The organism is Candidatus Frankia nodulisporulans (assembly GCF_902806475.1).
Taxonomy (GTDB): Bacteria; Actinomycetota; Actinomycetes; order Frankiales; family Frankiaceae; genus Frankia; species Frankia umida.
In genome coordinates this window covers 1-26,989 of the sequence record NZ_CADCWS010000014.1, presented here as the reverse complement: position 1 = coordinate 26,989, position 26,989 = coordinate 1, and the positions used below count along the sequence as shown (strand labels likewise).

The following is a 26,989-nucleotide window of genomic DNA, read 5'->3' as shown; positions in this document are numbered from 1 at the left end:
TGGACCGGCTGGACCGCCTGGACCGGCTGGACCGCCTGGACCGGCTGGACCGCCTGGACCGCCTGGACCGCCTGGACCGCCTGGACCGCCTGGACCGGCTGGACCCCTGAACGGTCCACTCGTGCGGCGACGTCGCTCAGGTGCGGCCCTCGGCCTCCTGGGCGTTGCCGAGAGTGGCCTCGTAGGCGAGCCATTCGGCGCGCAGCACCGGCCACCCGTCGGCGCGCAGCAGATCCACGACGGCGGGGTCGTCGTCCACCACCACGGCGATGTGACGCCACGCGCCGAGGCTGCGCAGTTCGGTGCGTTTGAACACCCGTGCGGGGCGCCGGTCGTCGTCCGGACGCATCCGCAGCTCGCCCAGCGGCAGCCCCTGTTCCCGCAGCCAGCGGGCGGTGTCCTCGCGGGAGCTCTCCGGGCGTCCGGTCAACCAGACGACCTCGTGGTCGCGTGCCAGCTGATGGACCAGTTCGACGCCTTCGGTCAGCGGCGGGTCCGCCGGGGCCGCGGCGAAGAACGAGTCCCAGTCGCCCGGGCTCGCCCGCAGGAACCGCAGACGGTGGCGCACATCGGCGACCACCCCGTCCACGTCCACGATCGCGAGTGGCCGCTGCTGTGCGGGCACAGCCCCACCCACCCCGTCGAGGCTGTCTGCGCCGTCGGCCGCGTCCGTCACCAGGCTCCCCTCCCTCATGCCGCCCTGACCATCGCACCTTTCGACGCGGGACGAGACACCCGCTCCACGGTGTGACGCTGCGTGGCCGTGCTGGCGAAGGTCGACGCGCGGATGGCTGATGGACATGACCATGACATCGTCCTGCGCCGGGCGCCGGGAGGTGATACCTGGTCCGGGTGTCAGCTACCCCACACGGGCCGCCATCGGACGGGTCCGGGCGGCTCGGGCGTCCGAACAGGGCCGCGACGACGGTCTTTCGCGTGGTCCGTGCGTCGTCCACGACTGGTCTGACCCCTGTGATCCGGGTTGGAGATGGCACCGCGGGGCCGGGCGGTGGCTAGCGTGTCCAGGGTCGGCGGCGAAGGATCGAGGTCGGCCGATCGGCCGGCCGGCCGGCGTGGCCGGCGGCGGGCACACCGGGGCCCTGGCCCGATCGGGGTGGGGCCGTCCGGGCCATGTGACCGTCATCGGCCCGATCGGGGCCACGATCGGGCATGGCGGTTCAGCCGGTCCGGCGCGTTCTGGGATGTTTGCACTTCTGGACGTGTCATGGTCGTCAGAGCTGCCGTCAGCGTCATGATCGAAGGCGAGGTCGGTGCTGCGCGCGGTGGCGCCGGTCGTGGCGGGTGAGGGGAGGATGGGTCGATGTCGGGAACCCGGCGAGCGCGCACGCTCGTGGCCGGGATCCAGTCCTCGCTGGGCGCGGCGCTCGCGCTCGCCGACCGGCTGGAGGCACAGGCCGACGAACTCGAACGGGGCGGCGGGCCCGGCGGGCGGGACCCGGCGGGAGACCCGGTCGACCCGCTCGCCCCCGGCCCCGAAATCATCGAGGCCGCGGCGATCGCCCGCACCCGGACCCGCGGATTCGCGGGCCTTGCCTGGTCCTCGTCCGAGTGGCAACGCGGCCTGCTGGGGCTGACCGCCGACGGTGGACTGGCCGACGGTGGACTGGCCGACGGTGGGCTGACCGCCGACGGTGGGCTGGCGGCCCAGGGCGGCGGTGCTGGCGGTCCGGGGCGTTCCCAGCGATACCGGCCGGGCCTGTGGCGGGCCGGCAACGTGCTGCTCGGGGCCGGCCCGGGGGCGACCCGGGTGCCGCTGGCCGTGCCACTGCTCGATGCCCGCAACCTGCGGATCGAGACATCCCGGGCGCAGCGGGGTGCCGCGGTGGACCTGGTCCGCGGTCTGCTCACCCGAATTCTGGCCGCGGTGCCGGCCGGCCGGGTCCGGGTGATCGTCTACGACCCGCACGAGCTCGGTGCGGGGCTCGCCGGCCTCGCACCGCTGCGAGCCGCCGGTGTCGTCGAGGCGACGATCACCACCCGGGCCCGACTCGAGGAACGGCTGTCGCGGCTGTCCGACGAGGTCGGACGGATCACCGTGGAGCGCCTCGGCGGGCAGTTCGACTCGCTGCGCGACCGGGAGGACGCCGGGCGTGGCCGGCCCGAGCCGTGGCAGGTGCTGGTCCTGCTGGGCGAGCCGCAGCTCTACGAGGAGGGCGGTCGGTCACTGGCCGCGATCGCCGCGCAGGGGCCGTCCTGCGGCGTCAGCGTGATCTCCGTCGTCCAGGCGCAGCCGCGGCACCCGGGCGAGGGCGGCGGCGATCAGGACGAGGTGGCGCCGCCCGACCCCGACAGTGACCTCGGCTTCGACGACGAGACCGATCCGGTGGCCGCGGTGCTGCCGAACTCGGTCGTGTTCACCTCCGTCGATCTGCTCACCCACCGCGCCGGCTGGCAGGACATCCAGCCCGGGCTGTGGCGGACCTCGCTGACCGGCCAGCTGCCGGTCGTGCTCGACGGGCCGCCGCCGACCCCGATCGTCACCCTGGTGAGCAACCACATCGCCGAGATCGCCCGCCAGCACGCGGCGCGCCCCCCGGGCATCACCGAGTTGCTGCCGAACGTCCTGTGGGAGTCCGACAGCTCCTCCGGGGTGACCGTGACGGTCGCCCGTGGCATCGACGGGCCGGTCGCGCTGACCTTCGACGACGACACCGTGCACGCCCTCATCGGCGGGCAGGCGGGCGCGGGCAAGTCGACGCTGCTGCTCGACGTCGTCTACGGCATCGCCGCGCGCTACTCGCCCGAGCAGGTGCGCTTCCATCTGCTGGACTTCAAGGAAGGCCTCGAGTTCGCCCAGTTCGCCGGCGGTCCCGCGGACCCGTTCTACCTTCCGCACGCCGACACCGTCGGAATCGAGAGCGACCGGGAGTTCGGGGTCGCCGTCCTGCGCGCGGTGCGTGAGCAGATGCGCCGCCGGGCCGTGGCGATGCGTGCCGTCGGCGCCCGGGACCTGCGTGGCCTGCGGGCCGCCGACCGCTCCTCGGCCTGGCCGCGGATCCTCGTCGTCGTCGACGAGTTCCAGGTCATGCTCACCCCGTTGGACGAGATCGCCCGTGAGGCCGTCGCCCACCTGGAGGTCCTCGCCCGACAGGGGCGGGCGTACGGCGTGCACCTGCTGCTGGCCAGCCAGACGCTGTCCGGCATCGACGCGCTCGACTCCACCGCGGGCAAGCGCGGTTCGATCTTCGGGCAGTTCGCGCTGCGGGTGGCCCTGCGCACGTCGATCTCGGAGTCGCGGGTGCTGCTCTCGACCGCGAACGAGGCCGCGGGCGCCCTCGGCGGTGTCGGCGAGGCCATCGTCAACCGGCGTAACGGGCATCCGGCGGGCAACGAACTCGTCCGGGTCGCCTATCCCGACGCGGCCACGATCGCGGGCCTGCGCGACCGGCTGTCCACCGCCACCGCCCGCAGCCTGCCCGGTGCCCGCCCGCCGCGGGTGTTCGTCGGGCACGCTCCCGCGCTGCTCGACGACAACGCCGTCTACCTGGCGCTGGACGGACGGCCCGCCCCGGCCGCCGTCGACCGCATCGGTGTGGGCGCGGGTGACGACAGCGCCGCCGCCGCGAGCCTGGACGTCGCCACCGGCCTCGACGCCACCGCCGGCGCCGCGGTGGCCGCTGTCACCGATCACGGTGCCGCTACCGGGCTTCAGGTGTCACCGGGTGGTGACCTGATGGTCGGTGCGGGGCCCGGCGTCGGCACGCCGTCCGGTGGACGGCCGGTGCCCACGGTGGGGGAGGATCCGCTGGCCCTCGTCGGCGTCCCGGTGGACCTGGCGCCCGCGGCGGTCGGGGTGCGCCTGGCCGCCTCACCCGGTCGTCACCTCGCGGTGCTCGGACCGCTGCGCCGGGAGGCGACGGGCATCGTGACCGCGGCCGCGGCCAGCGTCGCCGCGCAGGCCGGACCCGGCCGGCTGGTCGTCGAGATCGTCGCGGCCGAACCGATGGCGTGGGGCGCGGCCGAGGTGCTGGCCGAGCGAATCCGGCGGGCCGGTCATCCGGCCCGGGTCACCGACGTCACCGGGCTGCGGGCCGTGCTCGCCGCCGCCGCCGGCGAGACCCGCGCGCGGGAGGAGGCGGCCCTGGCCGGCACGGTCACCGCGGCGCCACCGCTGCGGCTCGTCGTCGTGTTCGCGATGGACGCCGGCCGGGCCGCTCTGGAGGCCCGCGACGAGCAGACCCGGCGCACCGGCCTGGAGGATCTTCGCACGCTGACCCGGCGTGGCCCGGCCCAGCACGTTCACCTGATCGGCTGGTGGCGGGGCGTGTCGCGGATGTCGGAGGATCTCGGCCCGGTCAACCGGGACGACATCGCGGCCTGGGCGGCCGTGGGCGTGCCGGGCAGCGAACTGTTCGCCCTCGCCGGGCACCGCCCGGTCGCCGGCGGGACGATGCCCAACCGGGCCGTCCTGTTCGACCGGCATGCCCAGTCCGAACCACGCACGGTGGTCCCGTTCGCCCCGCTGGTCCGAGGGTAGGCAGACCATGATGATCGGTCAGGATGATCCGTACCGCGGCGGCGCCCCCGACGGCGACGGCGCCGAACCCGCCGAGCCCGGCGCCGGGTGGGCACGGCGGTCCACACCGCCCGGGCAGGCCGGTGGATGGCGTCCGGACGTGACTGTTCCCCCGGCGCGGGCCGTCTCCCCGGCGGCGGCGAGCGAGGAGGCGCGGGAGATCGTGAGCGGAGCCGACCCGCGCGATCCGGCGCGGCTGTGGTCGATCGCGGGTTCCTGGCCGGACGCCGGCCCCACGTTCGCTCTTCCGCCCGACCCCACCCCACCCGGGGTTCCCACCGGTCCGCCGGCCATGGCAGGGCCCATCGCGGCCGCGTCCACCGCGTCGACGGCCGTGGGAGTGCCGATGCCGGCGGGCACACCGATGCCGGCGGACACACCTGCCCCGGGGCCGGAGGCGGAGGCGGAGGATCCGTGGCGCGCGGCGACGCGTTACCGGGATCTGCTCGGCACCTCGGATGTGGCCCGGGCCCGGGCGGGGCGCGACGCGCACCATCGTCGCCAGGGTAGCCGGGCCCAGGCGCAGCGTCACCGCGCGGCCGCCAGGGACATCCGGGCACGGGTCGACGGTGTGTGGGGGCAGGTCGCCGAGCCGCTGGCCCAGTACGGCCTGACCGACCTCGACCAGCTGCGTCCCGCCGACCCCGGCGCCGCCGCCGCCGTGGAACCGGCCGGCCAGGTCCGACTCACCAAGGGGGGCGCGTCCACACCGGGCGGCGGCGGCGGCCGGCGGCGGGCCGGTCGACCGCTGGCCCGGACCGGCCATGGCCCGGCGGTCGGCGCGGAGCGCACCCGAGGCGGACAGGTCGGCCCGACACCCACGGATCGAACCGACCGCCGACGGCGGGGATCCGCTCGCACGGGCGGCGCGGCGGCCGGACCGGCCGGGCCGGTCGACCCGCGCACGGCGCCGCGCCAGGCCTACGAGCTGTGTCTGGACGCGATGAGCAAGGCCGCGGAACTGCGGGCGGTGAGCAAGGGCGCCGCGTCGGCGTCCGCGGGTCTGATGACCGCGCTCGCCAGCCTGCTCAGCCTCGCCGTCGTCGGACTGCTGCGGGTGTTCGCGCACGCACCGGGGATGCCGTGCGTCGTCGGGGCGGCGCTGGTCGCCTCGGGTCTGGTCACCGCGGCCGCCGGGATGGAGGTCGGGGTGAAGGCGATCGCCCGGGCCGGCATGCTGGGAGCGGGCTGCGCCGCGGTGGCGGTGCTCGCCACGTTCCGGTTGGCCCCCACCGACCCGGTGGCCATCGCCGGATCGCTCGTCGCGCTCGCCGCCGCCGCCCGGTTCGGCCTCGGCCTCGGCGTCGGCGCGCCGACGCAGCCGCAGGCACAGGCCGGCTCTCGCGCCGGCGCTTCCAGGAAGGGATGAGGACGGGTGTCAGGCACGATCGCCGAGGTCAAGGCCCAGCTCGACGAGGCGTTCCGGCGGACCGAGGAGGTCGCCGGCCAGCTCGAGGGCGCACTCGGCATGCTCGAGGAAGCGCAGGCGATGGTGATCGCCGCGACCGACGGCAGTGAGCACCGCTCCGTCGAGCAGTTGACCAGTGCTTTGGTGGAGACACGCGACACACTCCAGATGTCGCTCGCGTCGCTGGGCTCCGCCGTCCAGGAGGTCCGGGACTACCGAGACGGCCTGTAGGCGACAGTCCGCTCACCATCGGTGCAGGCCCGGCGTGTGTCGGGTGGATCCGCTCGGCCAGCGGGGCGACCTTCGTCGCGCTGAGATGCATGTTTGTCGGTCGACAGTAATCCGGTGAAGGTCTGGGTAACAACGGTCTGGGCACCCCGCAACGCGGTGCATCCGGGTCCGGGGCTCACTACAGTCCGGATTGTCCCCCGTGCGCCCCTGCGCTGGCGGCGGCCGGGACTCCGGGACGTCCGAGTACTGCCCGTGATCAGGAGGCTACATCCGTCGTGTCGGACTTCATCGCCCTCGACCTGCCACTTGTGCTCCTGTCCAACCGCGGCCCCGTCAGCTTCGACCGGGATGCCACCGGTCGCACCGTCGGCCGGGGCGCCGGCGGCCTCGTCTCAGCTCTGTCCGGGCTCGCCGAACACCTCGATGACGCCGTGTGGGTATGCGGCGCGGCCAGCGAGGAGGACACCGTCGTCGCCGGGGAGAACGCCGGCAGCTCCATCCTCGTCCAGACCCATCCCCAGCCCCATCTGGTGGACGGCGAACCCGAGGGCCCGGCGATCCGGGTGCGTCTCGTCGTCACCGACCCGGCGGCCTACGCCGACTTCTACAGCGTCTGGTCCAACCCGATCCTCTGGTTCATCCAGCACGGTCTCTACGGCCGTTCGCTGTCCCCGGTGCTCACCCGCGCCGAGCACGACGCGTTCGAGAACGGCTACGCGGCGGTCAACCGGGCCTATGCCGACGCGGTGGTCAGCGAGGTCCGCTCCCGCGGCGGCAAGGCCCTGGTCCTGTTGCAGGACTATCACTTCTACCTGGTGGCCGACTGGGTGCGGGAGCAGTGCCCCGACGTCGTGCTCACCCACTTCGTACACATCCCCTGGCCCGGGCCGGACGAATGGCGCATCCTGCCCGGGGACATCCGCGAACGGCTGCTGCGCGGCCTGCTCGGCAGCGATGTCGTCGGCTTCCACACCCGTCGCTACGCCCGCAACTTCGTGCTGTGCGCCGCCGAACTGCTCGGCCTACCGGCCGACCTCGACAAGCTCACCGTCACGGTCGGCGACCGGGTGGTGCGCGCCCGCTACTATCCGATCTCGGTCGACCCGGCCGCCCTGGACGCCACCCAGGCCTCCGAGGAGGTCGCCGCGCACGTCGCCATGCTGCGCTACCTCTTCCTCGACGACGACCGTCAGCTCCTGCTGCGCGTGGACCGCACCGACCCGAGCAAGAACGTCGTGCGCGGCTTCCTCGCCTTCGGCACCCTGCTCGACCAGCATCCCGAACTGGTCGGACGGGTGAGCTTCCTCGCTCTGCTCCAGCCCAGCCGCACCGACGTCCCCGAGTACGCCGACTACATCGCGCTGATCGGCGGGGTCGTCGCCGAGATCAACGCCCGGCACACCAAGGAGGGCCGTCAGCCGATCGACCTGCGCATGGTCGAGGACTTCCCGCTCGCGGTCGCCGCCTACTCCATCTGCGACGTCCTGATCGTCAACGCCATCGCCGACGGCATGAACCTCGTCGCCAAGGAGGTGGCCGTCGTCAACCGCCGCGGCGGGGTGCTCGCCCTGTCGGAGATGGCCGGCGCCCACGAGGAACTCGGCGAGTTCGCCGTCACGTTGCAGCCCTTCGACGTCCAGCAGATGGCCGACGCCTTCTACACCGCGCTGACCATGCCGATCGGGGAGCGTCATCGCCGGCTGGCCGCCGCCGCGGACCAGGTCCGCACCCACGACGTGCGCCGCTGGCTCGACGACCAGATCGTCGACCTGCGCCGCATCGCCGGCTTCATCTAGACCGTCCCGCCAGACCGTCCCGGGGGTCGTCTCGGGGGGTCGTCCCGGGGCCGGAGGTCATGGCAGCGGGGGCCGGATGGACCAGCCGACAGTGGTGGGCATCCCGGGCTCGTGGGACGGGTTCGCGGGTAGGGTCGCATCGGGAACGAGGCGCGCCGGGGCGTCCCGCCGATCGGCGGTCGGTCGGCGGCCGCGGCGCAAGGACGGGAGTCGTACGTGAGCGAGACCGGTCACCACAAGGCGAACACGGGTTCGTGGCTTGCGGTGTTTCTGATCATCGCGGGCTTCGTGGTCGGGGCGGTCGCGCTTCCGCTGGCCTCGACCCCGCTGTGGATCGTGACCGCCGTGCTGCTGGTCGGTGGGTTCGCCATCGCCCTGGCGGCCCGGATCATGGAGCAGGCCTACTAGCTCGACCCAGCGGACTCGCGCAGTTCTCGGGGGGTGACGAACGAGGCCAGTCGCGTGGTGGACTGGCCGAGTTCGGCCCAACGCGGCACCAGGAGATCCTCGACGGCGAGCGCCGCCGTCGGGTAGGTGGGAATCCGCGGGCGGTCCGTGGCGGCGAGCAGCGCCACCGCGAGAGTGTGGATGCCGGGGTTGTGCCCGACGAGCAGCACGGTGGGTACCCCGTCGTCCACGTCGCGGAGCCGGTCGAGCAGGGTCTCGGCCTCGGCGAGATAGAGCCGGTCCTCCGTGACGACGGGCACACCGGCCGGTAGTGCGGCGGCGATGCCCTCGACGGTCTGCCGGGTGCGCAGCGCGGCCGAGCACAGGATGAGGTCCGGGGCGAGGTCGCGGTCCCGCAGATGCCGGGCGACCAGCGCGCACGCGCGCAGGCCCGAGTCGGCCAGTGGCCGCTGGGCGTCGGGAGTGTCGCCCTCGGCCCAGTCGGACTTGGCGTGGCGCAGCAGCAGAAGCCGGTGCGTCGCCATCAACGAACCCTGACCGGGGTCAGGTGGGCCGCACATGCCCGGTTCACCGCTGTGTCCACCGCCGTCTCCGGATGTTCTGGCCGCGCCCGGTCGCCCGGACACCTCACGGCTGTGGTCGTGGGCCGCTCACTGGCAGCCTGCCGAACGCCTGCCCCACCCGTCAATGGTGTCCGCACCACCGGGTCCGCGACGGTCACCGGCCAGTGCCGGTGCGGGCTGGACGGCGCGCCTACCCGGCGAAGCTGGCGGAGCCGGGACGGCGAACGGCCCGGCCAGCGGGCGCGAGCAGCGCCTGGAGGCCGGACCGTCCGAAGTATCCGCGGTCGCGATCAGCTCGCGACGGAGGTGGACAGAAGGAGCCGGTCGGCGAAGGCCAGCGCGTCGTCGGCGGAGAGCCGACCGCGGGGGACGACGGTGGCGCGCTCGTCGGAGGTGAGGCCACCCCACACGCCGTGCTCCTCCTGGCGGAAGATCGCGGTGGCGAGGCAGGGGCGCTGGACGGGGCAGTCCGAGCAGATCTTGCGGGCGCGGGATTCGGCGGCGGCCCGGGCCTTGGTGTTACGGCCGTCCGGCGGGAAGAACGCGTCGGGATCGCCGTCGCGGCAGGCCGCGTCCTGGCGCCAGTAGGCGGGCCAGCCCGCACCGAAGGGCTGCGGCGGCAGGTCGCGACCGGGCAGGACCGGTACGCCGGCGCTCATCGCGCGCCACCACAGCGCAGAAGACACGCGGTCGAGTGGATGCTAAGTGCGGTGACGATGCGTGCGGGAAGCACGCTGAGCTGACTGGGCATACCGACTCCTGCTGACGTTGCAAAGGCGGACACATGCTTTGCAGACCACCACATCCGGCGTTGCGCGACACTCCAGACAGGCAGGTCAACCTTGGTGAGGCGAGATGCACCGCGGAGCCACAGGTTCGGTTCCAGTGGGGCCGCCCGTACCGGTGAACCGGGGGTGTGGCTCCGCCTGGAAACGATTCCGTCTCGCCTCGTTAACCGAGGAACGTAGACGCCTCTCGACCGGATAGCAAGGGTTCCGGAACGCGAACGTCCGGGACGGTCGACGGTCGTTCGAGAGAGCCGTTGGATGATCGCGCGAGCGATTGTCGCGCCGTCCGAGGCGAGCATAATGATCATGAAGATGCACGCCGGCGGGCCTGGCGTGAGATCATCATGGCGGTCTCGCTGGCGGGCGGAACTGCTGTTGGGCAGCGAGAACGAGCCACTTCAAGATCGCTGTCGGGTGGCGGACAGTGGGCGGGTGGACCCCCGTCCGGGGGTCTACGATCGTGGTTCCAGCTGGCGTACGGCCCGATGACGAACAGATGTCGAGTCCGCGAAGTTCGGTCAACGGGGCCCACTGGGGCGGCTATCGCCCCAAAAATGTGTTGAGCATTACATTTAATGCCTTTGCTGGAGCAAGCGCGGGAAGCCCCGTTCGGGGTAGCGCGCAGGCGCCGGATCGAGGGCCGGCCGCGCAGGAGCCGCCACGCACCGCGTCCGGGAGGTGTCGCCGGGCGGGCGTGAGCCAGCCGCCCGGGCTCATGATCATCTGCGTCGGGGCAGGCGGGAGCCCTGGGCCTACCTGGGTTCGGGCAGCCCGATCAGCGGTTCGGGCGGCCCGATCAGCGCGCGGCGGTGCCGGGGCGCACGGGCAGGCCAGCGGCCGCCCACGCCTGGTAGCCGCCCACCACATCGGTGGCGCGGCGCAGGCCGAGCTGACGCAGCGCGTCGGCGGCGAGACTCGAGGTGTAACCCTCCGAGCAGATCACGATCACCTGAAGATCGTCACTGGTCGCGATCGGCAACCGGGCGTCGCTGGTCGGGTCGAACCGCCACTCGAGCACGTTGCGTTCCACGACGAGCGCGTCCGGGATCTCGCCCTCGGCGGCCCGTTGCGCGGCCGGCCGGATGTCCACCAGCACACTGAGATCGTCGGTGGCCAGCGCGTCGGCGGCCGCCGACGGTTCCAGTCGGCGTAGCCGGGCCCGGGCCGCGGCGAGCATCGCGTCGATGCGGCTGCCGCCCGTGGGCGTCCGATCGGCGCTGGCCGGGTCGCTCATCGTCGCGGCGTTGCGGCCAGCAGGTCGCCGGCGGGCGCCAGCGGTCGGGGGATCCCGGCTGCGGTGTCGACCGGGACCCGCGCCGTGGTGGCAGCGGTGCTGTCGGTGGCGCTGTCTGCGGGGCTGTAACGCAGGGGAACTTCGGGTGGTGAGTAGGCGTGGATCGTCGTGGCGAGCGCGGTGCCGCGGTTCGCGACGCGATGCACATGCGAGATGTCGAAGGCGGGGCTGTCGCCGGGTGCGTGCGTCCGGCGGTCGGTGAGCGACCAGGAGCTGTCGAAGCGGTCCTCCTCCAGCACACCCTCGGTCACCGTCAGCGCGCCGAGCGCCCCGCCGTGATCGTGGATCTCGGTCTGCTGCCCCGGGTACCAGCCGATCAGCCACACCTCCACGGTCGCGGACAGCAACAGTCGGGTGTACCAGCGCCGCTCGGGATGGTGGCGCACGATCGGCCGCCACACCTGCGGGGCGCCGGCCAACGCGACGGTCAGCTCCCGCAACGTCGCCAGGTCGACCCGGCCGGGCTCGTCACTGAGGCACTGCCAGGGCACCAGCGGTGCCTGCCGGGCGAACGCCGCCGACGGGGCGAACGGCGCCAACCCGGCCAGCTCGCCGGACACCACCGACGGGACAGGCGGAGCCGGATGGCCGGGATGGGCGGGGTGGGTCAACAGAGCCGGATGCAGCAGAGGCACGGAATCTCCAGAGGGCGGACAGCGGTATGCCCAGGCCGTCGATCATGAGGCGGTCAGGTGTCCGCGGGTTGACCGCGCGGCGGCCGTGAAAGGCAGGGCGCGCCGGGGTGCCGGTCGTCCGGGTGAGGTCAGGCGACCACCGCTGAGGGCGGCGCGGGCCCGGACGGATGCCCTGCGCGGAGGCGGGGGGATCACGGCCGGGGACGCTCTACCACGCGAGGCCATGGCCAGCCTGGGTCAGGGCTGAGGGAACCGAGAAACGGGGGGCCCGCCTGGGCTGGACCTACGTGGCGGTTCGGCCGGCACGATCACCGTGCGGCCGGCACCGACAGAGGGTGCAGGGCGGTGGCTCAACCCCGCCCGGTACAGGCCGCGCTGACGGCCCGGCCAAGGTCAGTCACGCGATCGCGGTGCAGAAAGAGGCGCGTCGCTGCCATGCGCACAGTGTACGACGACGCGGCAGCGGACGGTACCTTCGCGCGGCCTCGGCGCGGGGTGTGCCGACCCCCACGGCCTGGGTCGGCTGGACAATGCGGGGTGACACGAGGGTGTTCCCCTGGGTGATCCCGGTCGATATCCTCCGAGACAGAATGATCCGCCTCGGCGGCCGCCGTCCCTCGGGCCGCGGTGGTGCGCCGCTTCGGCGGGCGGGCGAGAGGAAACGGCCAGGATGGACGACCCGCACGACCGGTTGTCCGCGCAGATCGACGATGTCGTGGCCGTGCAGTCGCGGATGCAGGGCCTGTTGGACGCCGTCGTCGGGGTGGCCCAGGAACTGAGCCTGCCGGTCACCCTGCGCCGGATCGCCGAGGCCGCGGCGGATCTGGTCGACGCGGCCTACGGTGCGCTGGGGGTCATCGGTGAGGCGGGGGAGATCACCGAGCTGTTCCATGTCGGGTTCGGTGACGCGGTGCTCGAGCGGATCGGTCGGCTGCCGCTCGGGCGGGGCCTGATCGGCGAGAGCCTGCGCGATCCGCGTCCGCTGCGGGTGGCCAACGTCGCGCGCCATCCGGCCGCCGTGGGATTCCCGCCCGGCCATCCCCGGTTCGACACCTTCCTGAACGTCCCGATCATGGTGCGGGGGGAGGCCTTCGGCACCCTGTTCCTCGGCGCGAAGCGCGACGGGGGCGAGTTCACCCGCGAGGACGAGAGCCTGGCCTGCGCGCTGGCCGCGGCGGTCGGCTTCGCCATCGAGAACGCCCGGCTGTACGAGACGGCCCGGCGCAGGCAGGCCTGGCTGCACGCCAGCGCCGAGATCACCACGGCGCTGCTGTCGGTCGCCGATCCGCTGGAGGCGCTGGCCCTGGTGGCTCGGCGCGCCCGGCAGGTGACGGCCGCCGGGCTGGCCGCGATCCTCGTCCCCGGCAACGAGGAGGGGACGCTGATCGTCGAGGTGGCGGACGGCGCGGGGGAGGATCGGCTGCGCCGGCGGGCCCTGCACCGCAACGACCGCCTGCTCGACGCGATGCGCACCGGACGGGCGGCGCTGGTCGGGCCGGGGGCGTCCCCGCTGTTCGGGGCTGAGCTGCCCGATCCGCCGGCGGAGCTGGGCATGGTGGTGCCGCTGATGGCGGGTGGCCGGGCGCTGGGTGTGCTGGTGCTGGGCACCGAGGGGGTGTCGGTGCCGTTCAGCGGGCTGGACCTGGAGATGGCCGTGGCGTTCGCCGGGCAGGCGGCGCTGTCCCTGGAGTTCGGACGTATCCACCGCGACCGGGAGCGGCTCGCCGTGTTCGAGGAACGCGACCGGATCGCCCGCGACCTGCACGACGTCGTGATCCAACGGCTGTTCGCCACCGGCCTGCAACTACAGGGCATGGCCCGGATGGCCGGCGGCCCGATCGCCACCCGGCTGCACAGCGCCGCCGACGAACTTGACCACACGATCGCCGACATCCGCCAGACGATCTTCTCGCTGACCTCGGCGGACTCCGACGGCGCGGACCTGGCCGCGGAGATCCGCGCGATCCTCGCCCAGACCGAACACGCCCTGGGGATCATCCCGCAGATCCGGGTGGACGGCCCGATCGACCGACGGGTCCCCCCGACGATCCGTCCGCACATGCTCGCCGCGCTGCGGGAGGCGCTGTCCAACATCGCCCGCCATGCCCGCGCCACCCGCATCGACGTCCTGCTCCGGGTCACCGGGGTGGACGTCCTGGTGGAGGTGCGCGACGACGGCTGTGGCCCGGGCGGGGCGTCGCGCAGCAGCGGGCTGACGAACCTGCGCCGGCGCGCGGTGGACCTGGGCGGACGGATGGCGTTCGGACCGGGGGAGAACGGCATCGGCACGACCGTGAGCTGGCAGGTCCCGTTGATCACGCCGCCCGAGGCGCTGTGGGTGTTCACCCCGCCGGACGGCCTTCCCCTGCGGTAGCGGGCGGATCGTCCGGCGGGCAACGCCACCCGCCGGAGCAGGGCTAGTTGTTGAGCCGGGTGGCGAAGACCGCGGCCTGGGTGCGACTTTCCAGGCCGAGCTTGGCCAGCATGCTGGAGACGTAGTTCTTGACCGTCTTCTCGGCCAGGTACATCCGGCTGGCGATCTGCCGGTTGGTGAGACCCTCGGCGATCAGCCGCAGGATGCGCCGCTCCTGATCGGTGAGACCGGCGAGGCGTTCGTCCTGCGCCGGACCCTCCCGCAGCCGCACCAGTACCCGCGGGGTGACGGCGGGGTCGAGCAGCGACTTGCCGGCCGCGACCTGGCGCACCGCTTCGACCAGGGCATTGCCACGGATCTGCTTCAGGATGTACCCGGCCGCGCCCGCCATGATGGCGGTGAACAGGGCCTCCTCGTCGTCGAAGGAGGTCAGGATCAGACAGGCCACGCCCGGATTCGCCGAACGAACCTGCCGGCAGACCTCGATGCCGCTGCCGTCCTCCAGCCGTGCGTCGAGGACCGCCACGTGCGGCTCCAACGCGAGGATCCGCTCGGCGGCCTGGTCGGTCTGACCAGCCTCACCGACGACCTCGAGATCGTCCTCCTCGGTGAGCAGGTCGCGCAGACCACGTCGGACCACCTCGTGATCATCCAGGAGGAACACCCGGATGGGCCGGTCGGCTCTGTTCGGTTGGTCGGCGCTGCTCGCTTGGTTGGCGCTGTGGGATGACGCGGGGGTCGCCGCGCCGCCGACGGCGGAACCGCCCGCCAGTTCGTCTGACACCGTTGACTCCGCCCGACCTTGCCGTCGTAAGGAAGAACATCGCTGTAGGTCACGTTCGGCAAGCAGGATATTACCCGCATTGGCCCGCGTTGGGGCGGGCTCGGGGCGGCGTCGCCGTTCGAGGCAGCTGGATCTTCATGCGACAGTGCTGTGTAGTACCTGACCTGTAGTAGCGGACGTGCCACGCCATGAGTCCCGTCATGGGGCGTGTCGCCGTGCCGCCGGCACTGGTCGCCGGGGCGGCGACCAGCCCGCGCGTCGGCGCACCTCCATCATTTCGGCGAGCGCGTCCACTTTGCGCGCTTATGTCGCTACTGTGTCCAAACACACCCCGATGCGGAGCGCGTCAGGTCCGTCCGTCACAATGCTGGTCGTCGCCCGCCGCCGCCGGTCGGGTTGTCCAGGTGTCGGCACTGTCCGGTTTGCCTGGTCACGGGCGCGCGTCCCGCGCGCGGCACGAAGGTGCCAGCGCGCAGCCGGGGGCGTCCGGCGTCGGGGTCGCCCCGGTGCCAGCGCCCCGGGGCGGACGGGTCGGACTGGCGGGTGTCGTGCGGGTGGCGCAGTGATCGTGTGACGAAAGGACGTGCGCCCGTGCGATGGGGTAAGAGCGACAGCCAGACGCCCAAAGCGACCGAGACAGACACCCCCGCGCCCGTGCCGACAGCGGCGAGGATCGCCACGCTGCTGGCCGAAGGCGCCCGGCAGACCACGGCCGCCGCAGGCACCGAACAGACCACGCCGGCCGCCGGAACCGCGGGCCAGGCGTGGACACTCACCGAGACCCTCGCGACTCCCGCGACCCCCGGGGCGGTGACCACCTACCGGGTCTCCGTCGCGGTCACCGACACCGGTGCCGTCGAGCCCGACCTGGCGCTGTCCTACGACCTGCTGGTCCGCTACCGGGAGAGCCTGGCCTCCGCCGGTTTCGTCGTGACGGACGTCCTGGAGGGCTGGCGGACAATCGCCCTCGACGTGCGGACCGAGCAGGACGCGGCCACCGTGCACACGGAGTCCAACGGTGTCTCCGCCTCCGCGGACGCGGCCGAGGGCCAGACCGCGGACCGCGCCGGAGCCGGCACCTGAGGAGTCCGTCGAGGCCCCGGCCGCCGCCGCCGACACCGCCGCCGTGGCCGACGACTCGGCCACGGCCGAATCCGTCGAGTCCCCGGTCGTCGAGGCTCCCGCCGTCGAGGCTGATGCTGCCGAGGCTGACGCTGCCGAGGCTGACGCTGCCGAGGCCGCGGCGGTGGACACCACGGCCGCCGTGCCCGGGAACGTCACGGTGACACAGACCGTCGACGGCGACATCGACGGCAGCGTCCCCGAGCCGGACGCGCAGACGGACACCCCGGCGCCGACCGCGGCGGAGGGTGTGTTGGCCGACCCTGCCGACACCGACACTGACACCAAAGCCGACACTGACACCAAAGCTGACCGCGAGGCCGACGCTGACCGCGAGGCCAAGGCCGACACCGACATCGACGGTGCGGTGGACGCGGCGGCCGGCGCGGCGGGGCGCAAGAGCCGCAAGCGCCGGGGCGATGGCGACCTGAGCCGGCCCCGGACGCGGCGCGGCCTGCTCGGTCGGCGCAGGCCGGCCGAGGTCGCGGCGACGGCCCCGGCCGCGGCGAACGGCGCGGACGGCTCCAGCGACGAGACCCCCGCCGGGGATGCCGGCACGCCGGGCGACCCGGCCTGAACCGATCGATGCCCGACCTGTTCTGACGACCGCGCCCAGCGTCGTGTGCGGTCGTTCGGACGGGCTTGTCCCAGGGCTCCAGGGCGGGCCCCCGTGGGCCCTACGAGGACGCCGCCGCGGCCTGGACGGTGGGCAGGCTGCGTCGTCCAAGCAGGGCCGCGAGGCCGGCGAGCAGGCCGGCGGCCGCGGGTACGACAAAGCCGAGTCGGGCTCCGCCGCTGTCGATGAGCTGGCCGGCCACCGGCGAGCCGACGGCCACGCCCCCGGCGAGCGCCATGACCAGCCAGGAGAACCCCTCGGTGCGCGACCGGGCCTCGACCAGCCGTTCCATGAACGCGTTCGCGCTGATCAGGGTGGGCGCGGCGGTGGCGCCGGCGAGTATCGCCAGGGGCACCATCGCGGCCACCGTCACGCCGGCCAGCGGCAGGGTGAAACCGACCGTCAGTAAACCGCACCGCCCGTAGCAACCGGTCCCGGGGTGGCCGGGCCTGGGCGCGGGCCCCACTGACCAGGCCCGAGACCGCGGAACCGGCGGCGAACAGCCCGAGCAGCAGCCCGCCGAAGGCGGCCAGGTCCTGCTCCCGGGCGAACGCGACGATCGACACGTCGAACCCGCCGAAGCCGACGCCGATCGCGAACGTGATCGCCATCAGCGCCCGAACCGCCGGGAGCCGCACGATCCGCCGCTGCCGCGCCGTGTCCGCCCCGTGGGGGCCCGGATCGGTGCCGCGCTGTATGGCCAGGCTCAGCGCACCGACCACCAGCAGGGACGCCGAGACCACCAGCGCGCTGGCCGGAGCGACCATGACCACCAGGGCGGTCGCCAGGGTCGGACCCAGAATGAACACCAGTTCGTCGAGTGCCGCCTCCAGCGCGAACGCCGTCGGTAGCAACGTCGAGCCGGCCAGTAATCGGCTCCACCGGGCTCGGGCGCAGCTGCCCACCGGCGGCAGGCAGGCTCCCGCCAGCACCGCCGCCGCGAACCAGGTCGGGCGTGGCGCATCCGACCACACCGCCGTCAGCAGTGCCGCGACGCCCAGCAGATGCCCGCAGACACCGAGCACGAGGATGCGGGCCTGCCCGTACCGGTCCAGGGCCCGACCGATCACGGGGGCGCACATCGCCTCGGCGATCGCCCCGCAGGCCGCCACCCCACCCCCGACCGCGTACGACCCGGTGCGGTTCTGGACGAACAGCACCGTTCCCATCGTGTGCATCGCCAGGGGCAGCCGTCCGACGAAGGCGGCGGGCAGGAACCTGCGCGCGCCCGGGGTCGCCAGCGTGCGCCGGTACCGCGAGGGCGTGCGACCACCGGCATCACCACGGTCCCCGTCCGGGCCGCCGGCCGGTGGGCCGGTGACGGCGTGGCCAGGCGTGGAAGGTGACCCGGGCGGACAGCTCATGACCGGCTCAGCCTGCCTGACCCATTCGGGGGATGCCAGTGAAATAAGCGCAGGTCACCCCCTGTCTGGCACGTGGCCAAGGCCCGCCGTGGCGGTTCGCCCGCGAAGGGTGACAGTCACCCCAGGTGAGGCTGTCAGGAGCCGCGTCGATGCCGAGCGTTCGGCGACGGGCGGGCGTTCGAGGCGCGTCCGGTGCCGCGAATCCAGCGATGTTGCGGAACAGGTGGGGCGACTCCCGGTCCGGCCGCGCGCAGCCGCCGGATGAATGGTGCGACCAGCAGCGCGCCCACCAGGAATCCGACAACATGCGCACCATAGGCGACGCCACCGCCATCGGCCACACCGAAGCCGGTGAAGTACACGTACTGCAGGGCGAACCAGAATCCCAGCACGATCCACGCCGGCAGCCAGAAGGGGATGAAGAAGAGCACCGAGACGAGCCCGATGACACGGGCCCGCGGAAACAGCACAAGGTAGGCGCCGAGGACTCCGGCCACCGCGCCGGAAGCGCCGATCATCGTACCCGAAGAGCCGCTTTCGAACAGGGCGTACCCATAGGTCGCCGTATACCCGCAGACGAGGTAGAAGAGCAGGTAGAAGAGCCTGCCCATGCGGTCTTCGAGGTTGTTCCCGAACATGCCGAGAAAGAGCATGTTGCCGATGAGATGAAGCCAGCTTCCATGCAGGAACATGGCGGTCAGCACCGAGAGCACGGGAATCTTCTCGAAGCTTGGTGGATTCTGGATGATGCAGCCGGCGTTCCCGGCGGCGTCCACGCCGATATGCCCGGAGTTCACGGTGCCCAGTGGCACGTTGTGGACGAGCTCGCGCGGTATCGCGCCCCATTCCTGGAAGAACCGCTGCTGCTCGCAGACGTTCTGTGGCGGCGAGGTGGCGATCCCGGCGACCGAGCTGACCACGGGCTCGAGGAACACGAAGATCACGACGTTGGCAGCGATCAGCAGCCAGGTGACCACGGGTCGTCGACTGAGCGGATTGATGTCGTGAATCGGGATGACCACGGGAACATCCTGCCGGGTGGGCCGAGCGCCGACTCGAGGTGGGGGCGTCGGCCGGGCCGGCCGGGCTGGGGCCGGCTGATCCGGCGGCCGGGTGTCCGCGTCCGCGGGCGGGATGCGCCAAAGTGGAGGCGTGACTGCACAGATGTCCGGGTCGGCGCCCGAGGTGGTACCCGAAGCGGTGCCGGAACCGGCCCGTGCGGCGAATCCGCACCCCGATCGGCCGGCTCGTCCCGACGGTGACCTCGGTGACCTCGGTGCTCCCGACGGTGCCGGTGCTCGTGAGGTGGCCGGTGATCTGGTGGCGCGGGATCAGCGGGTCGTCTGGCATCCGTACGCACCGCCGGCCGCGGCACCGCTGTTCGCGGTCGCGCAGGCCAGTGGCGTGCGGTTGCGGCTGACCGACGGGCGTGAGCTGATCGACGGGATGTCGTCCTGGTGGGCGGCGATCCACGGGTATCGGCACCCGGTCCTGGACGCGGCGGCCCACCGGCAGCTGGCGGACATGTCCCATGTCATGTTCGGCGGCCTGACCCACGAGCCGGCGGTGCGCCTCGCCGAGACACTCGTCGAGATGACGCCGCGACCGCTACGCCGCGTGTTCTTCAGCGATTCGGGATCGGTCGCCGTCGAGGTGGCCATCAAGATGGCCCTGCAGTACTGGACGGGGCGTGGGCGTCCACGACGTACGCGGCTGCTGACGATCCGGCGGGGCTATCACGGGGACACCTCCGGTGCGATGGCCGTCTGCGATCCGGACGCGGGTATGCACCATCTGTTCAGCCACCTGCTGCCCCAGCACATCTTCGCCCCGCCGCCGACGTGCGGCTTCGACGAGGCGTGCGAGGACGTCCACCTGGCCGAGTTCGCCGCGCTGCTGGCCGCGCACGCCCACGAGGTCGCGGCGGTCATCCTCGAGCCGGTGGTCCAGGGAACGGGGGCGATGCGGTTCTACGCGCCCGAGTGGCTCGCCCGGGTGCGGGCGCTGTGCGACGAGCACGAGGTGCTGCTGATCGCGGACGAGATCGCCGTCGGCTTCGGCCGCTCCGGCGCACTGTTCGGCTGTGACCATGCCGGGATCAGCCCCGACATCATGTGCGTCGGGAAGGCGCTGACCGGCGGGTACCTGTCGCTGGCCGCGACACTGTGCACCGACGAGGTCGCGGACGGGGTGGCGGCGTCGCCGGTCGGGGCGTTCATGCACGGTCCCACGTTCATGGCCAATCCGTTGGCCTGCGCGATCGCGCTGGCCAACGTCGAACTGCTGCTGGCCTCGCCGTGGCGGGAGCGGGTCGGCGCCCTCGAGCGGGGTCTGCGCACGGGGCTCGCCCCGGCCCGGGCGTTGCCGGGGGTCGCCGACGTGCGGGTGCTCGGCGCCATCGGTGTCATCGAGACCCGCGAGCCGGTGGACATGGCCGTGATCCAGCCCCTGCTGGTGGAACTCGGCGTGTGGGTGCGCCCGTTCGGTCGACTCGTCTACACCATGCCGCCCTACATCACGACATCGGACGACCTGGCGACCCTGACCACCGCCATGGTCGAGGCCGTCGCGCGTACCACCTGAGTCCGGCCGGTCGGGCTGGTTCCGTCCGGGATGACTCCCGGCCGGGGCTGGTCCGGGGCTGGTCTGTGACTGGTCCCTGTGCTGCCCCCGACGGTGAGCAAGTCGGTTTCCCGGGCGTGTCGGGTGTGGTCTCTCGTCAGGGTCGCGGCGGGGCGCCCGGGCTTCCCCGGACGCCGCCGGGTTTTCGGCTGCGGTATTCATCACCGCAGGTCAGCTGGCATTTCTGGAACGGACTGGCGGCACGTCCGCGGGTTCAAAGGCGTCCGGCGAACGAGGTGTGGCGGTTAGTCGCGCCATTACGGGAGTTGCGAATCTCGCGCATCACTTCGTACTCTTCGTTCTCAACGATTTACTGTGAGTAGCAACGACGAGGTTGGAATCGCCGGGAGGTCCCGGCCGAGCACGGCGGCCGTGGACCAGAACGAGGAAGGCGCTCCGCCAATGCCGTTTCGTATTCGTCCAGCACGCCCCCTGAGCCGGGTTCTGCGCCGGGCCCGGGGCCTGTTTCGACGCCGGTCGCCTGCTGCCGCGACGATCCCGGAGACGACCCGCACGTGCTCGCCGACGCTGCGGATGGCGGGTCTGGGCGCCGCGGTGACGACGATCAGCCGTCCACCCGGGGGCCCGAGCGCGGCCACCCGAGAGGGAGCCGCGCGAGACGGTGCGATGCGCGACGACCACACCACGCGGGACGCGGCGACTCGGGGCGTGGCGGCTCGGGATGGGGGTGTACTCGCGGTCGGTGGGCGGGATGGGTTCGCGGGGGCCGGGCCGGTCGGCGCGGTCGGGCCGTTCGTCGGACGTGGCTGGATGCTGTGGCGGGCGCCGCAGACGGTGCTGCGGCGCATCGTGACGGTGACCGCGTGCTGGCTGGTGCTGGTCGGTTTCGCCGCGGCGGGGGCCCGTCCGCGATGGGCCGACGTGGGGACGTTCGCGGTGTTCCTCGTGCTGGGGTCGGTGGCCGTCCTGATGTCCGCGCGGCTTGGCGCGGACCTCGCCGCCACCCGGATGTCACGCCACGATCTGCTGGCCAGCTGGGCGTTGGCCGTGGCGGTCCTGCTGCCACCGCTGTACTCGACGGTGATCGGTCTGCCGTTGTGCTGGCTGGCCGGACGTGCCGAGCCGGCCCGTCCGCCACACCTGCGGATGTTCCAGGCCGCGACACTGGGGATCGCCGGGTTCGGCGCGTCCACGGTGCATCTGCTGCTCAGCCCGACCGACGGACCGTTCACGGTCGAGGATCTGATCGGCTCGAGCGCGGCCACCACCGCCTTCCTCGTGGCGGTCGCGGTGCACCCGCTGCTGGCCGCTCTGCCCGGGCTGGGCCTGCACCGTCACGGCCGGGCCGACGGCCTCGGTGCCTGGCTCGGCGAGACCGCTCCGCACATCACCACCATCACGGGGCTCCCCGCTCACCCCCGCCAGCCCACCCATCCCCTCCGGTCCATCCAGGCGATCCGGGTGGGATGGGCGGGGCAGGTGGGACGGGTCGGCCATCCAGGCGTCGAACGGGGTGAGGCGGTGCCGACCTGGGCCGCGGAGACCTGCGCGGCGATCATCGTGGCGGTGCTGTGGTCGGTGAGTCCCTACCTGATGCTGGCCGTCACCCCACCGATGCTGTTGCTGCAACGCAGCCTGCTGCACACCGAGCTGCTGCACGCCGCCCGCTGCGACGCGAAGACCCGCCTGGCCAATCCCGCCTACTGGCATCAGGTCGCCCAGCGTGAACTCGGCCGAGCCCGACGGACCGGACGGCCGCTGTCGGTCCTGCTCGTCGACATCGATCACTTCAAGCGGGTCAACGACCGCTTCGGTCATCTCGTCGGCGACCTGATCCTGCTCGCCGTCGCCGACGCGTTGCGTGCCGCGACCAGACCGCACGATCTCGTCGGACGCTTCGGGGGTGAGGAGTTCGTCGTCCTGCTGGCCGAGCAGGAGCGGGACAGCCCCCTGGTCGTGGCCGAGCGCATCCGCCTGCAGATCGCCGCCACCCGTTGCCTGCTCGACGGCCGACCGCCCCTGTCCGTGACCGTGTCCGTCGGCGTCGCCACCACGGACGGCCCCCGCGGTGACCTCGCGACCCTGCTCTCCTGTGCCGACGCCGCCCTCTACGAAGCCAAGGCCGCCGGCCGCAACCGTGTGCACCTGGCCGAACCCCTGTGCGCCGCCCACTGACCGGCTTCCGGTCCAGGCCGCTGGCGCCGGCCAGAACCGGGGCCAGAACCGGGGCCGGTCGAGGCTAGAGCTGGTGTGCGGCGCGGATCGTGTTGCGCAGCAGCAGCATCGTGGTGACCGGTCCGACGCCACCCGGTACCGGTGTCAGCGCCGCGGCCACCGGCGCGATCGCGGCCGCGTCCACGTCCCCGACCTGGCCACCGGTGGTGACGGAGGTCCCGACGTCGATGACGGTCGCGCCGGCCCGGACGAACCCGGCCCCGACCAGGCGAGGCCGCCCGGTGGCGGACACGATGATGTCCGCCTCGTGCGCGATCGAGATCAGATCGTTCGTCCGCGAATGGCAGATGGTGACGGTGGCGTCCTCGGCGAGCAGCAGCAGGGAGACCGGCTTGCCCACCACCGGCCCGCGGCCGATCACACATGCCCGGGCCCCCGCCATCGGGATACGTGCCCGGATGAGGATCTCCACCACGGCGGAGGCCGTCGCCGGGGCGAACCCCGGCAGGCCCAGGGCGAGCCGGCCAAGGCTGGCCGGGTTCATCCCGTCCACGTCCTTCTCGACCGGGATGCGCTCGCCCACCTCCCGTGAGCTCATCCCGGCGGGCAGCGGCGTCTGCACGATGATGCCGTCGACCAGCGGGTCCACGGCCAGGGCGTCGATGGCGTCCAGCAGCGCCGTCGGACCGCCGATCGGGACGTGCGGCTCGCAGCGCACACCGACCTTGCCCGCCGTGCGCTCGAGGATGTGCGTGTAGGAACTGGCAGCGGGATCCGCGGTCGGAAGGACCACCGCGAGCGTCGGTGTCTTGCCCGCGCTCATCAGCCGGTCGGCCTCATCGATGACGTACCGGCCGATCTCGGCGGCCATCGACCGCCCGTCGAGCAACCTCATGCGGCGATCCGATCTTGGATGTGTGCGACCTCGTGGCGCCGAGTGACAGGCGCCACCACCATGACAGGTGTGCCATCGTGAAAGAATTTGGTACTGTTCTGCGGCCTGGGCCCTGTCGTACCGTAGCAAGGCAGCGCCGTCCGGTACCCGCAGCGGGGTACCCACCGTGGGCCACCGCCGCATCCCCGTCCAGAGCCGGGTCCAGATCCGTGACGGCATCCGTGGCCATGGCCGCCTTCCGTGGCCTGGTCGGTGGCCGGTCAGCGGGGCAGGTCGCGCAGGATCAGGTCGAGACCGGCGAGGAACTGGGCCTCGTTGTCGTCCCGCAGGTGCGGCGCCACGTCGGAGAGATCCGGATGGCGCTCCGGCGGCGCGTCGACGGACGCGACCGGTCCGCCGTCGGCACCTGCTCCCTCGCGCTCGAGGGCTCGGGCGAGTTGGCGGGCTTCGGACAGGGCGTGACCGAGCGTGTAGAACAGCAGCGTCTGGTAGACGTTCGCGGCGTCCACCGGATTCATGCCGGCCCGGTGAAGCTGGGCGACGGCATGATCGGATCGTTCCCAGTAGGCGCCGACCCCCGGCGGGCGGCGCAGCACCAGCGGTGCCAACGTCGGATGCGCGAGCAGGGACCGGCGCAGCTGGCGGAAGTTCGCCCGGATATCGGCGCGCGGGTCGTCGGACTGCGGCAGTTCCGCGGAACCCTCCCGCACAACACTGTCGAGCAACGCGTCCAGCAGCGCGTTCTTCGTCCGAAAATGCCGGTACATCGCGGTCGGATCACACTCGAGGAACGCACCGAGCGCCCGCATGCTGAACGCCCCCGCGCCCTGGGTGTCCACCACCTGGATGGCCGCCGCCATCAGCACCTCCCGCGACAACGTCCCCCGGGGCGTCCGCCGCGGCCTACGGGTGCGCCGCCCGCCTCCCGCGGACTCCGCCTCCCGCGCGGCGTCGTCCGGTGGCGGGGTGCCTTCGGGCGGTGAGGTGTCGTCCGAGGTGGGGGTGCTGTCGGGTGGTGGGGTGTCGTCCGACTGGCTGGGTGTCCGCTCGTTCATGCCGTCGCCGCGCCTCCGCGTTCACCGTCGTCCCGACCCCCGTCGCCACCATGATAATCAACGGTGTTGACGCCCTCCCGTGGCCGCCCCATCCACCGTCCGGATCCACGAGCACGTAGCCGTCTAGGGCAGCCGAGACGTCTGCGGGGATCGGTCCTGGGAGACGGGGGAGCCGTTCTGGTCTGACGGGGTGGAAGAGGCGGGTGTGGTCGGCGTCGGCGTCGTGGATGGTCAGGGCGGCCAGCGTGCCGAGGAAGGCGAGTCCGGCGGCCACCAGGAAGGCCACGTGGTAGCTGGTCAGGTTGGGCGCCGGCTGGCCGCCGACCAGATGGGAGGTGCCGACGGCGGCGAGCGCCGTGGACAGGATCGACACACCGATGGCGCCGCCGAGCTGGCGCTGGGCGTTGAACAGGGTGGAGGCCCGTCCGGTCTCGGCGGGACTGACCCGGGCGAACGCCGCGGCCTGGGTCGGGACGAAGACGTGGGACATCGAGTAGCCCAGGCCGAACATGGCCAGGCGCATCCACCACAGGTTCGTGTCGAAGCCGACCAGGGACATCAGCCCGGCCATCGTGCCGACACCGAGCAGACCACCGACCATGATCCGGCGGGGACCGTACGCGGGGTACAGGACACGGCTGGCGATCTGGGAACCGACCATGACGCCCAAGGCCTCGGGGAAGGTGGATAGGCCGGAGTTCAGCGCGGACAGCCCCAGGCCATCCTGGAAGAACAGGGCGACGATGTACAGACTGCCGAGGAAGGAGGCGGTGGCCAGGAACATCACCGCGTTGGTGGAGCGGAACAGCCGGTCGGCGAACAGGCGCAGATGCAGCAGGGGAGCACGGGAACGTAGCTGGTCGACGACCAGGGCGACGAGCAGCGCGACACCGACCATCAGGCTGGTGACGATCACCGGGGAGGTCCAGCCGCGTTCCGGGCCCTCGCTGATGCCCACCATGATCAGGGCGAAGCCGAAGCCGGAGAGCAGGAAACCGCGCAGGTCGAACCGTCCGGCGTCGGGCTCGACGTGTTCGGGCAGGTAGAGCAGCCCGAACAGGAACGCGAACAGGCCGATCGGCAGGTTCACGAAGAACACCCAGCGCCAGGACAGGTCCGTAACCAGCAGACCGCCAAGGACGGGGCCCAGTGCGGGTGCGAACGCCATCGGGACGGTGAGGATGCCCGAGGCGCGCACCCGCTCCTGTGGCGGGAAGGCCCGGAACAGCATGGCCATCCCGGTCGGGGTGAGCAGTCCGCCGCCGATGCCCTGCAGGATGCGGAAGGCTACCAGTTCGGCGAAGCTGTTCGCGAGCCCGCACAGCACCGAGGCCACGGTGAACAGCGCCACCGCGACGAGCAGGGTGCGCCGTCCGCCGAACCGGTCGCCGACCCAGCCGGACGCCGGGATCACCACCGCGAGACTGGCCAGGTAGCCGACCGAGATGGCGCTGAGCCCGGACGGCCCGATGTCGAACTCGCGCCCGAGCGTGGGCAGCGCGACGTTGACGATCGTGACATCCATGATCGACATGAACATGGCGGCCACGAACACGACGCTGACGGCCACTTTGGGATTGCGCGGCGACAAACTCACGAAACTACCAATCTCGTTGACGGCTGCGAACTTCCTACCGATCTTCATGTCGGTTGCCGTGGCGTCCCTCGAGAGTGGTGTTCCCGGCCCGTGGGCGGTGAGCACCTGTTGCCGGGTGGCTTACGTTTCGTCACCCTGCCCGGCCGTCGCGCGGGGAACGGCGGACCAGGATTCGGCGGGCTGATCAGCTCCGTTGCCGCGACGCTGGACGCGGATGGCGGTGTAGCCGGGCCGCCAGCTCTCCAGGATGATCTCCTGCGCGGACTCGTCCACGCTGGTGCGGACGACCTCGGTGAGCTCGACGCGGAAAAGATCGAACGGTTCGGGTGGGTTGGCCGCGTCGGCGAAGCGGGCCAGCGTCGCCGGGTCGTCCACCCAGCGGGCGAGGCCGGCGACGCGGACGTCGCCGCCGACCATGTCGGTGCCGGGGCCGGGATTCGCGCTCAGGGCGAAGCGGGGGTCGCGGCGCAGGTCGACGGCCTTGCGGGCGCCGGGCATGCTGCCCAACCACAGCTCACCGAGCTTGAACGTCGTCTCGATGCCGCTGGTACGCGGGGAACCGTCCAGTCGCAAGGTGGCCAGTACATGGTGGCGGAACGCCTCGAACCGGCCGCGGGCGGTCGCTTCGAGGGCGGGCTGGGCATCGGCGAAGTCCTGCCAGGATGTCGTCACCTCGCCATCCTGCGGGGTCAACCGTGCCATCTACTGACACGGTTTACGGACGGTGACCGTAGCCGTATGGGGCGTGGGGCGTGATCTGGCTG

22 protein-coding genes and 1 pseudogene are annotated in these 26,989 nt (G+C 72.5%); 10 read left to right on the top strand and 13 right to left on the bottom strand.

All coding sequences use genetic code 11. The features are described from left to right. Positions 1-136: 136 nt before the first annotated feature. On the bottom strand, positions 137-694 hold the full coding sequence (locus G6R24_RS03180) for a phosphatase domain-containing protein (RefSeq protein WP_225438055.1): 558 nt from the start codon (positions 692-694) through the stop codon (positions 137-139). 627 nt (positions 695-1,321) lie between these two features. Between G6R24_RS03180 and G6R24_RS03175 the strand changes: the two genes are divergently transcribed. From G6R24_RS03175 to G6R24_RS03155, 5 genes are all read left to right on the top strand, one after another. Then, a complete protein-coding gene (locus G6R24_RS03175; protein ID WP_163547666.1) occupies positions 1,322-4,498 on the top strand; it encodes an FtsK/SpoIIIE domain-containing protein in 3,177 nt (1,058 codons plus the stop codon). A gap of 7 nt (positions 4,499-4,505) precedes the next feature. Further along, complete coding sequence (locus G6R24_RS03170) at positions 4,506-5,906, top strand: hypothetical protein (RefSeq protein WP_163547665.1); 1,401 nt, start codon at positions 4,506-4,508, stop codon at positions 5,904-5,906. A 6-nt stretch (positions 5,907-5,912) separates the two neighbouring features. After that, positions 5,913-6,176 carry a hypothetical protein gene (locus tag G6R24_RS03165; RefSeq protein WP_163547664.1) on the top strand — a complete coding sequence of 88 codons (264 nt, stop codon included), beginning with the start codon at positions 5,913-5,915 and terminating at the stop codon, positions 6,174-6,176. A 275-nt stretch (positions 6,177-6,451) separates the two neighbouring features. Then, on the top strand, positions 6,452-7,972 hold the full coding sequence (locus G6R24_RS03160) for an alpha,alpha-trehalose-phosphate synthase (UDP-forming) (protein WP_163547663.1): 1,521 nt from the start codon (positions 6,452-6,454) through the stop codon (positions 7,970-7,972). A 216-nt stretch (positions 7,973-8,188) separates the two neighbouring features. Beyond that, entirely contained in the window at positions 8,189-8,380 is a 192-nt protein-coding gene (locus tag G6R24_RS03155) for a DUF2207 domain-containing protein (protein ID WP_163547662.1), read from the top strand. Here G6R24_RS03155 and G6R24_RS03150 read toward each other — a convergent pair. The 4 genes from G6R24_RS03150 to G6R24_RS03135 all read right to left on the bottom strand — a co-directional run bounded on the left by G6R24_RS03150 (position 8,377) and on the right by G6R24_RS03135 (position 11,660). Beyond that, positions 8,377-8,904, bottom strand: a complete 528-nt coding sequence (locus tag G6R24_RS03150; RefSeq protein WP_163547661.1) for a SixA phosphatase family protein — start codon at positions 8,902-8,904, stop codon at positions 8,377-8,379. The genes G6R24_RS03155 and G6R24_RS03150 overlap by 4 nt on opposite strands. A gap of 329 nt (positions 8,905-9,233) precedes the next feature. Then, positions 9,234-9,602, bottom strand: a complete 369-nt coding sequence (locus G6R24_RS03145; protein WP_163547660.1) for a WhiB family transcriptional regulator — start codon at positions 9,600-9,602, stop codon at positions 9,234-9,236. A gap of 925 nt (positions 9,603-10,527) precedes the next feature. Then, entirely contained in the window at positions 10,528-10,908 is a 381-nt protein-coding gene (locus tag G6R24_RS03140) for a rhodanese-like domain-containing protein (RefSeq protein ID WP_163547681.1), read from the bottom strand. A 53-nt stretch (positions 10,909-10,961) separates the two neighbouring features. Next, positions 10,962-11,660, bottom strand: coding sequence for a cysteine dioxygenase (locus G6R24_RS03135; protein ID WP_338083908.1), 699 nt, complete (start codon positions 11,658-11,660; stop codon positions 10,962-10,964). Positions 11,661-12,330: 670 nt separating this feature from the next. On the opposite strand from G6R24_RS03135, the gene G6R24_RS03130 reads away from it, so the two are divergent. Next, the gene (locus G6R24_RS03130) at positions 12,331-14,034 is read left to right on the top strand and encodes a sensor histidine kinase (RefSeq protein ID WP_163547659.1); all 1,704 of its coding nucleotides are present in this window, start codon (positions 12,331-12,333) and stop codon (positions 14,032-14,034) included. 43 nt (positions 14,035-14,077) lie between these two features. On the opposite strand, the gene G6R24_RS03125 is transcribed toward G6R24_RS03130, so the two are convergent. Continuing rightward, positions 14,078-14,704, bottom strand: a complete 627-nt coding sequence (locus tag G6R24_RS03125; protein ID WP_163547679.1) for a response regulator — start codon at positions 14,702-14,704, stop codon at positions 14,078-14,080. Between the two features lie 705 nt (positions 14,705-15,409). Here G6R24_RS03125 and G6R24_RS03120 point away from each other — a divergent pair. Further along, complete coding sequence (locus G6R24_RS03120; protein WP_163547658.1) at positions 15,410-15,901, top strand: hypothetical protein; 492 nt, start codon at positions 15,410-15,412, stop codon at positions 15,899-15,901. Positions 15,902-15,944: 43 nt separating this feature from the next. Further along, positions 15,945-16,517, top strand: a complete 573-nt coding sequence (locus tag G6R24_RS03115; protein ID WP_163547657.1) for a hypothetical protein — start codon at positions 15,945-15,947, stop codon at positions 16,515-16,517. Positions 16,518-16,617: 100 nt separating this feature from the next. Here G6R24_RS03115 and G6R24_RS21820 read toward each other — a convergent pair whose 3' ends face one another. From G6R24_RS21820 to G6R24_RS03105, 3 genes and pseudogenes are all read right to left on the bottom strand, one after another. After that, on the bottom strand, positions 16,618-16,914 hold the full coding sequence (locus tag G6R24_RS21820) for an MFS transporter (protein WP_225438054.1): 297 nt from the start codon (positions 16,912-16,914) through the stop codon (positions 16,618-16,620). 124 nt (positions 16,915-17,038) lie between these two features. Continuing rightward, positions 17,039-17,725 (bottom strand): annotated as a pseudogene (locus tag G6R24_RS21815) (MFS transporter); the annotation flags it as partial. A 329-nt stretch (positions 17,726-18,054) separates the two neighbouring features. Then, a complete protein-coding gene (locus G6R24_RS03105; RefSeq protein WP_163547656.1) occupies positions 18,055-18,942 on the bottom strand; it encodes a rhomboid family intramembrane serine protease in 888 nt (295 codons plus the stop codon). A gap of 130 nt (positions 18,943-19,072) precedes the next feature. Here G6R24_RS03105 and bioA point away from each other — a divergent pair, with 130 nt between their 5' ends. Together bioA and G6R24_RS03095 are read left to right on the top strand one after the other, a co-directional pair. Further along, positions 19,073-20,503: an adenosylmethionine--8-amino-7-oxononanoate transaminase gene (gene bioA, locus G6R24_RS03100; RefSeq protein WP_225438053.1), complete on the top strand. Its 1,431-nt coding sequence runs from the start codon at positions 19,073-19,075 to the stop codon at positions 20,501-20,503. 354 nt (positions 20,504-20,857) lie between these two features. Continuing rightward, a complete protein-coding gene (locus G6R24_RS03095; protein ID WP_225438052.1) occupies positions 20,858-22,678 on the top strand; it encodes a GGDEF domain-containing protein in 1,821 nt (606 codons plus the stop codon). 64 nt (positions 22,679-22,742) lie between these two features. On the opposite strand, the gene G6R24_RS03090 is transcribed toward G6R24_RS03095, so the two are convergent. From G6R24_RS03090 to G6R24_RS03075, 4 genes are all read right to left on the bottom strand, one after another. Continuing rightward, on the bottom strand, positions 22,743-23,573 hold the full coding sequence (locus tag G6R24_RS03090) for a bifunctional 5,10-methylenetetrahydrofolate dehydrogenase/5,10-methenyltetrahydrofolate cyclohydrolase (protein WP_163547655.1): 831 nt from the start codon (positions 23,571-23,573) through the stop codon (positions 22,743-22,745). Positions 23,574-23,833: 260 nt separating this feature from the next. Beyond that, positions 23,834-24,433 carry a TetR/AcrR family transcriptional regulator gene (locus G6R24_RS03085; RefSeq protein WP_163547654.1) on the bottom strand — a complete coding sequence of 200 codons (600 nt, stop codon included), beginning with the start codon at positions 24,431-24,433 and terminating at the stop codon, positions 23,834-23,836. Positions 24,434-24,476: 43 nt separating this feature from the next. Beyond that, the gene (locus G6R24_RS03080; RefSeq protein ID WP_225438051.1) at positions 24,477-26,225 is read right to left on the bottom strand and encodes an MDR family MFS transporter; all 1,749 of its coding nucleotides are present in this window, start codon (positions 26,223-26,225) and stop codon (positions 24,477-24,479) included. 120 nt (positions 26,226-26,345) lie between these two features. After that, entirely contained in the window at positions 26,346-26,918 is a 573-nt protein-coding gene (locus G6R24_RS03075; RefSeq protein WP_420840649.1) for a pyridoxamine 5'-phosphate oxidase family protein, read from the bottom strand. Positions 26,919-26,989 lie beyond the last annotated feature (71 nt).

Coding starts and splice junctions, on each gene's coding strand:
- G6R24_RS03180 (WP_225438055.1), bottom strand. CDS start 694: ATGAGGGAGGGGAGCCTGGTGACGGACGCGGCCGACGGCGCAGACAGC.
- G6R24_RS03175 (WP_163547666.1), top strand. CDS start 1,322: ATGTCGGGAACCCGGCGAGCGCGCACGCTCGTGGCCGGGATCCAGTCC.
- G6R24_RS03170 (WP_163547665.1), top strand. CDS start 4,506: ATGATGATCGGTCAGGATGATCCGTACCGCGGCGGCGCCCCCGACGGC.
- G6R24_RS03150 (WP_163547661.1), bottom strand. CDS start 8,904: ATGGCGACGCACCGGCTTCTGCTGCTGCGCCACGCCAAGTCCGACTGG.
- G6R24_RS03145 (WP_163547660.1), bottom strand. CDS start 9,602: ATGAGCGCCGGCGTACCGGTCCTGCCCGGTCGCGACCTGCCGCCGCAG.
- G6R24_RS03140 (WP_163547681.1), bottom strand. CDS start 10,908: ATGCTCGCCGCGGCCCGGGCCCGGCTACGCCGACTGGAACCGTCGGCG.
- G6R24_RS03130 (WP_163547659.1), top strand. CDS start 12,331: ATGGACGACCCGCACGACCGGTTGTCCGCGCAGATCGACGATGTCGTG.
- G6R24_RS21820 (WP_225438054.1), bottom strand. CDS start 16,914: ATGGTGCCCCTGGCGATACTCGCCGGCGCCACCGCCGCGCCCACCCTG.
- G6R24_RS03090 (WP_163547655.1), bottom strand. CDS start 23,573: ATGAGGTTGCTCGACGGGCGGTCGATGGCCGCCGAGATCGGCCGGTAC.
- G6R24_RS03085 (WP_163547654.1), bottom strand. CDS start 24,433: ATGGCGGCGGCCATCCAGGTGGTGGACACCCAGGGCGCGGGGGCGTTC.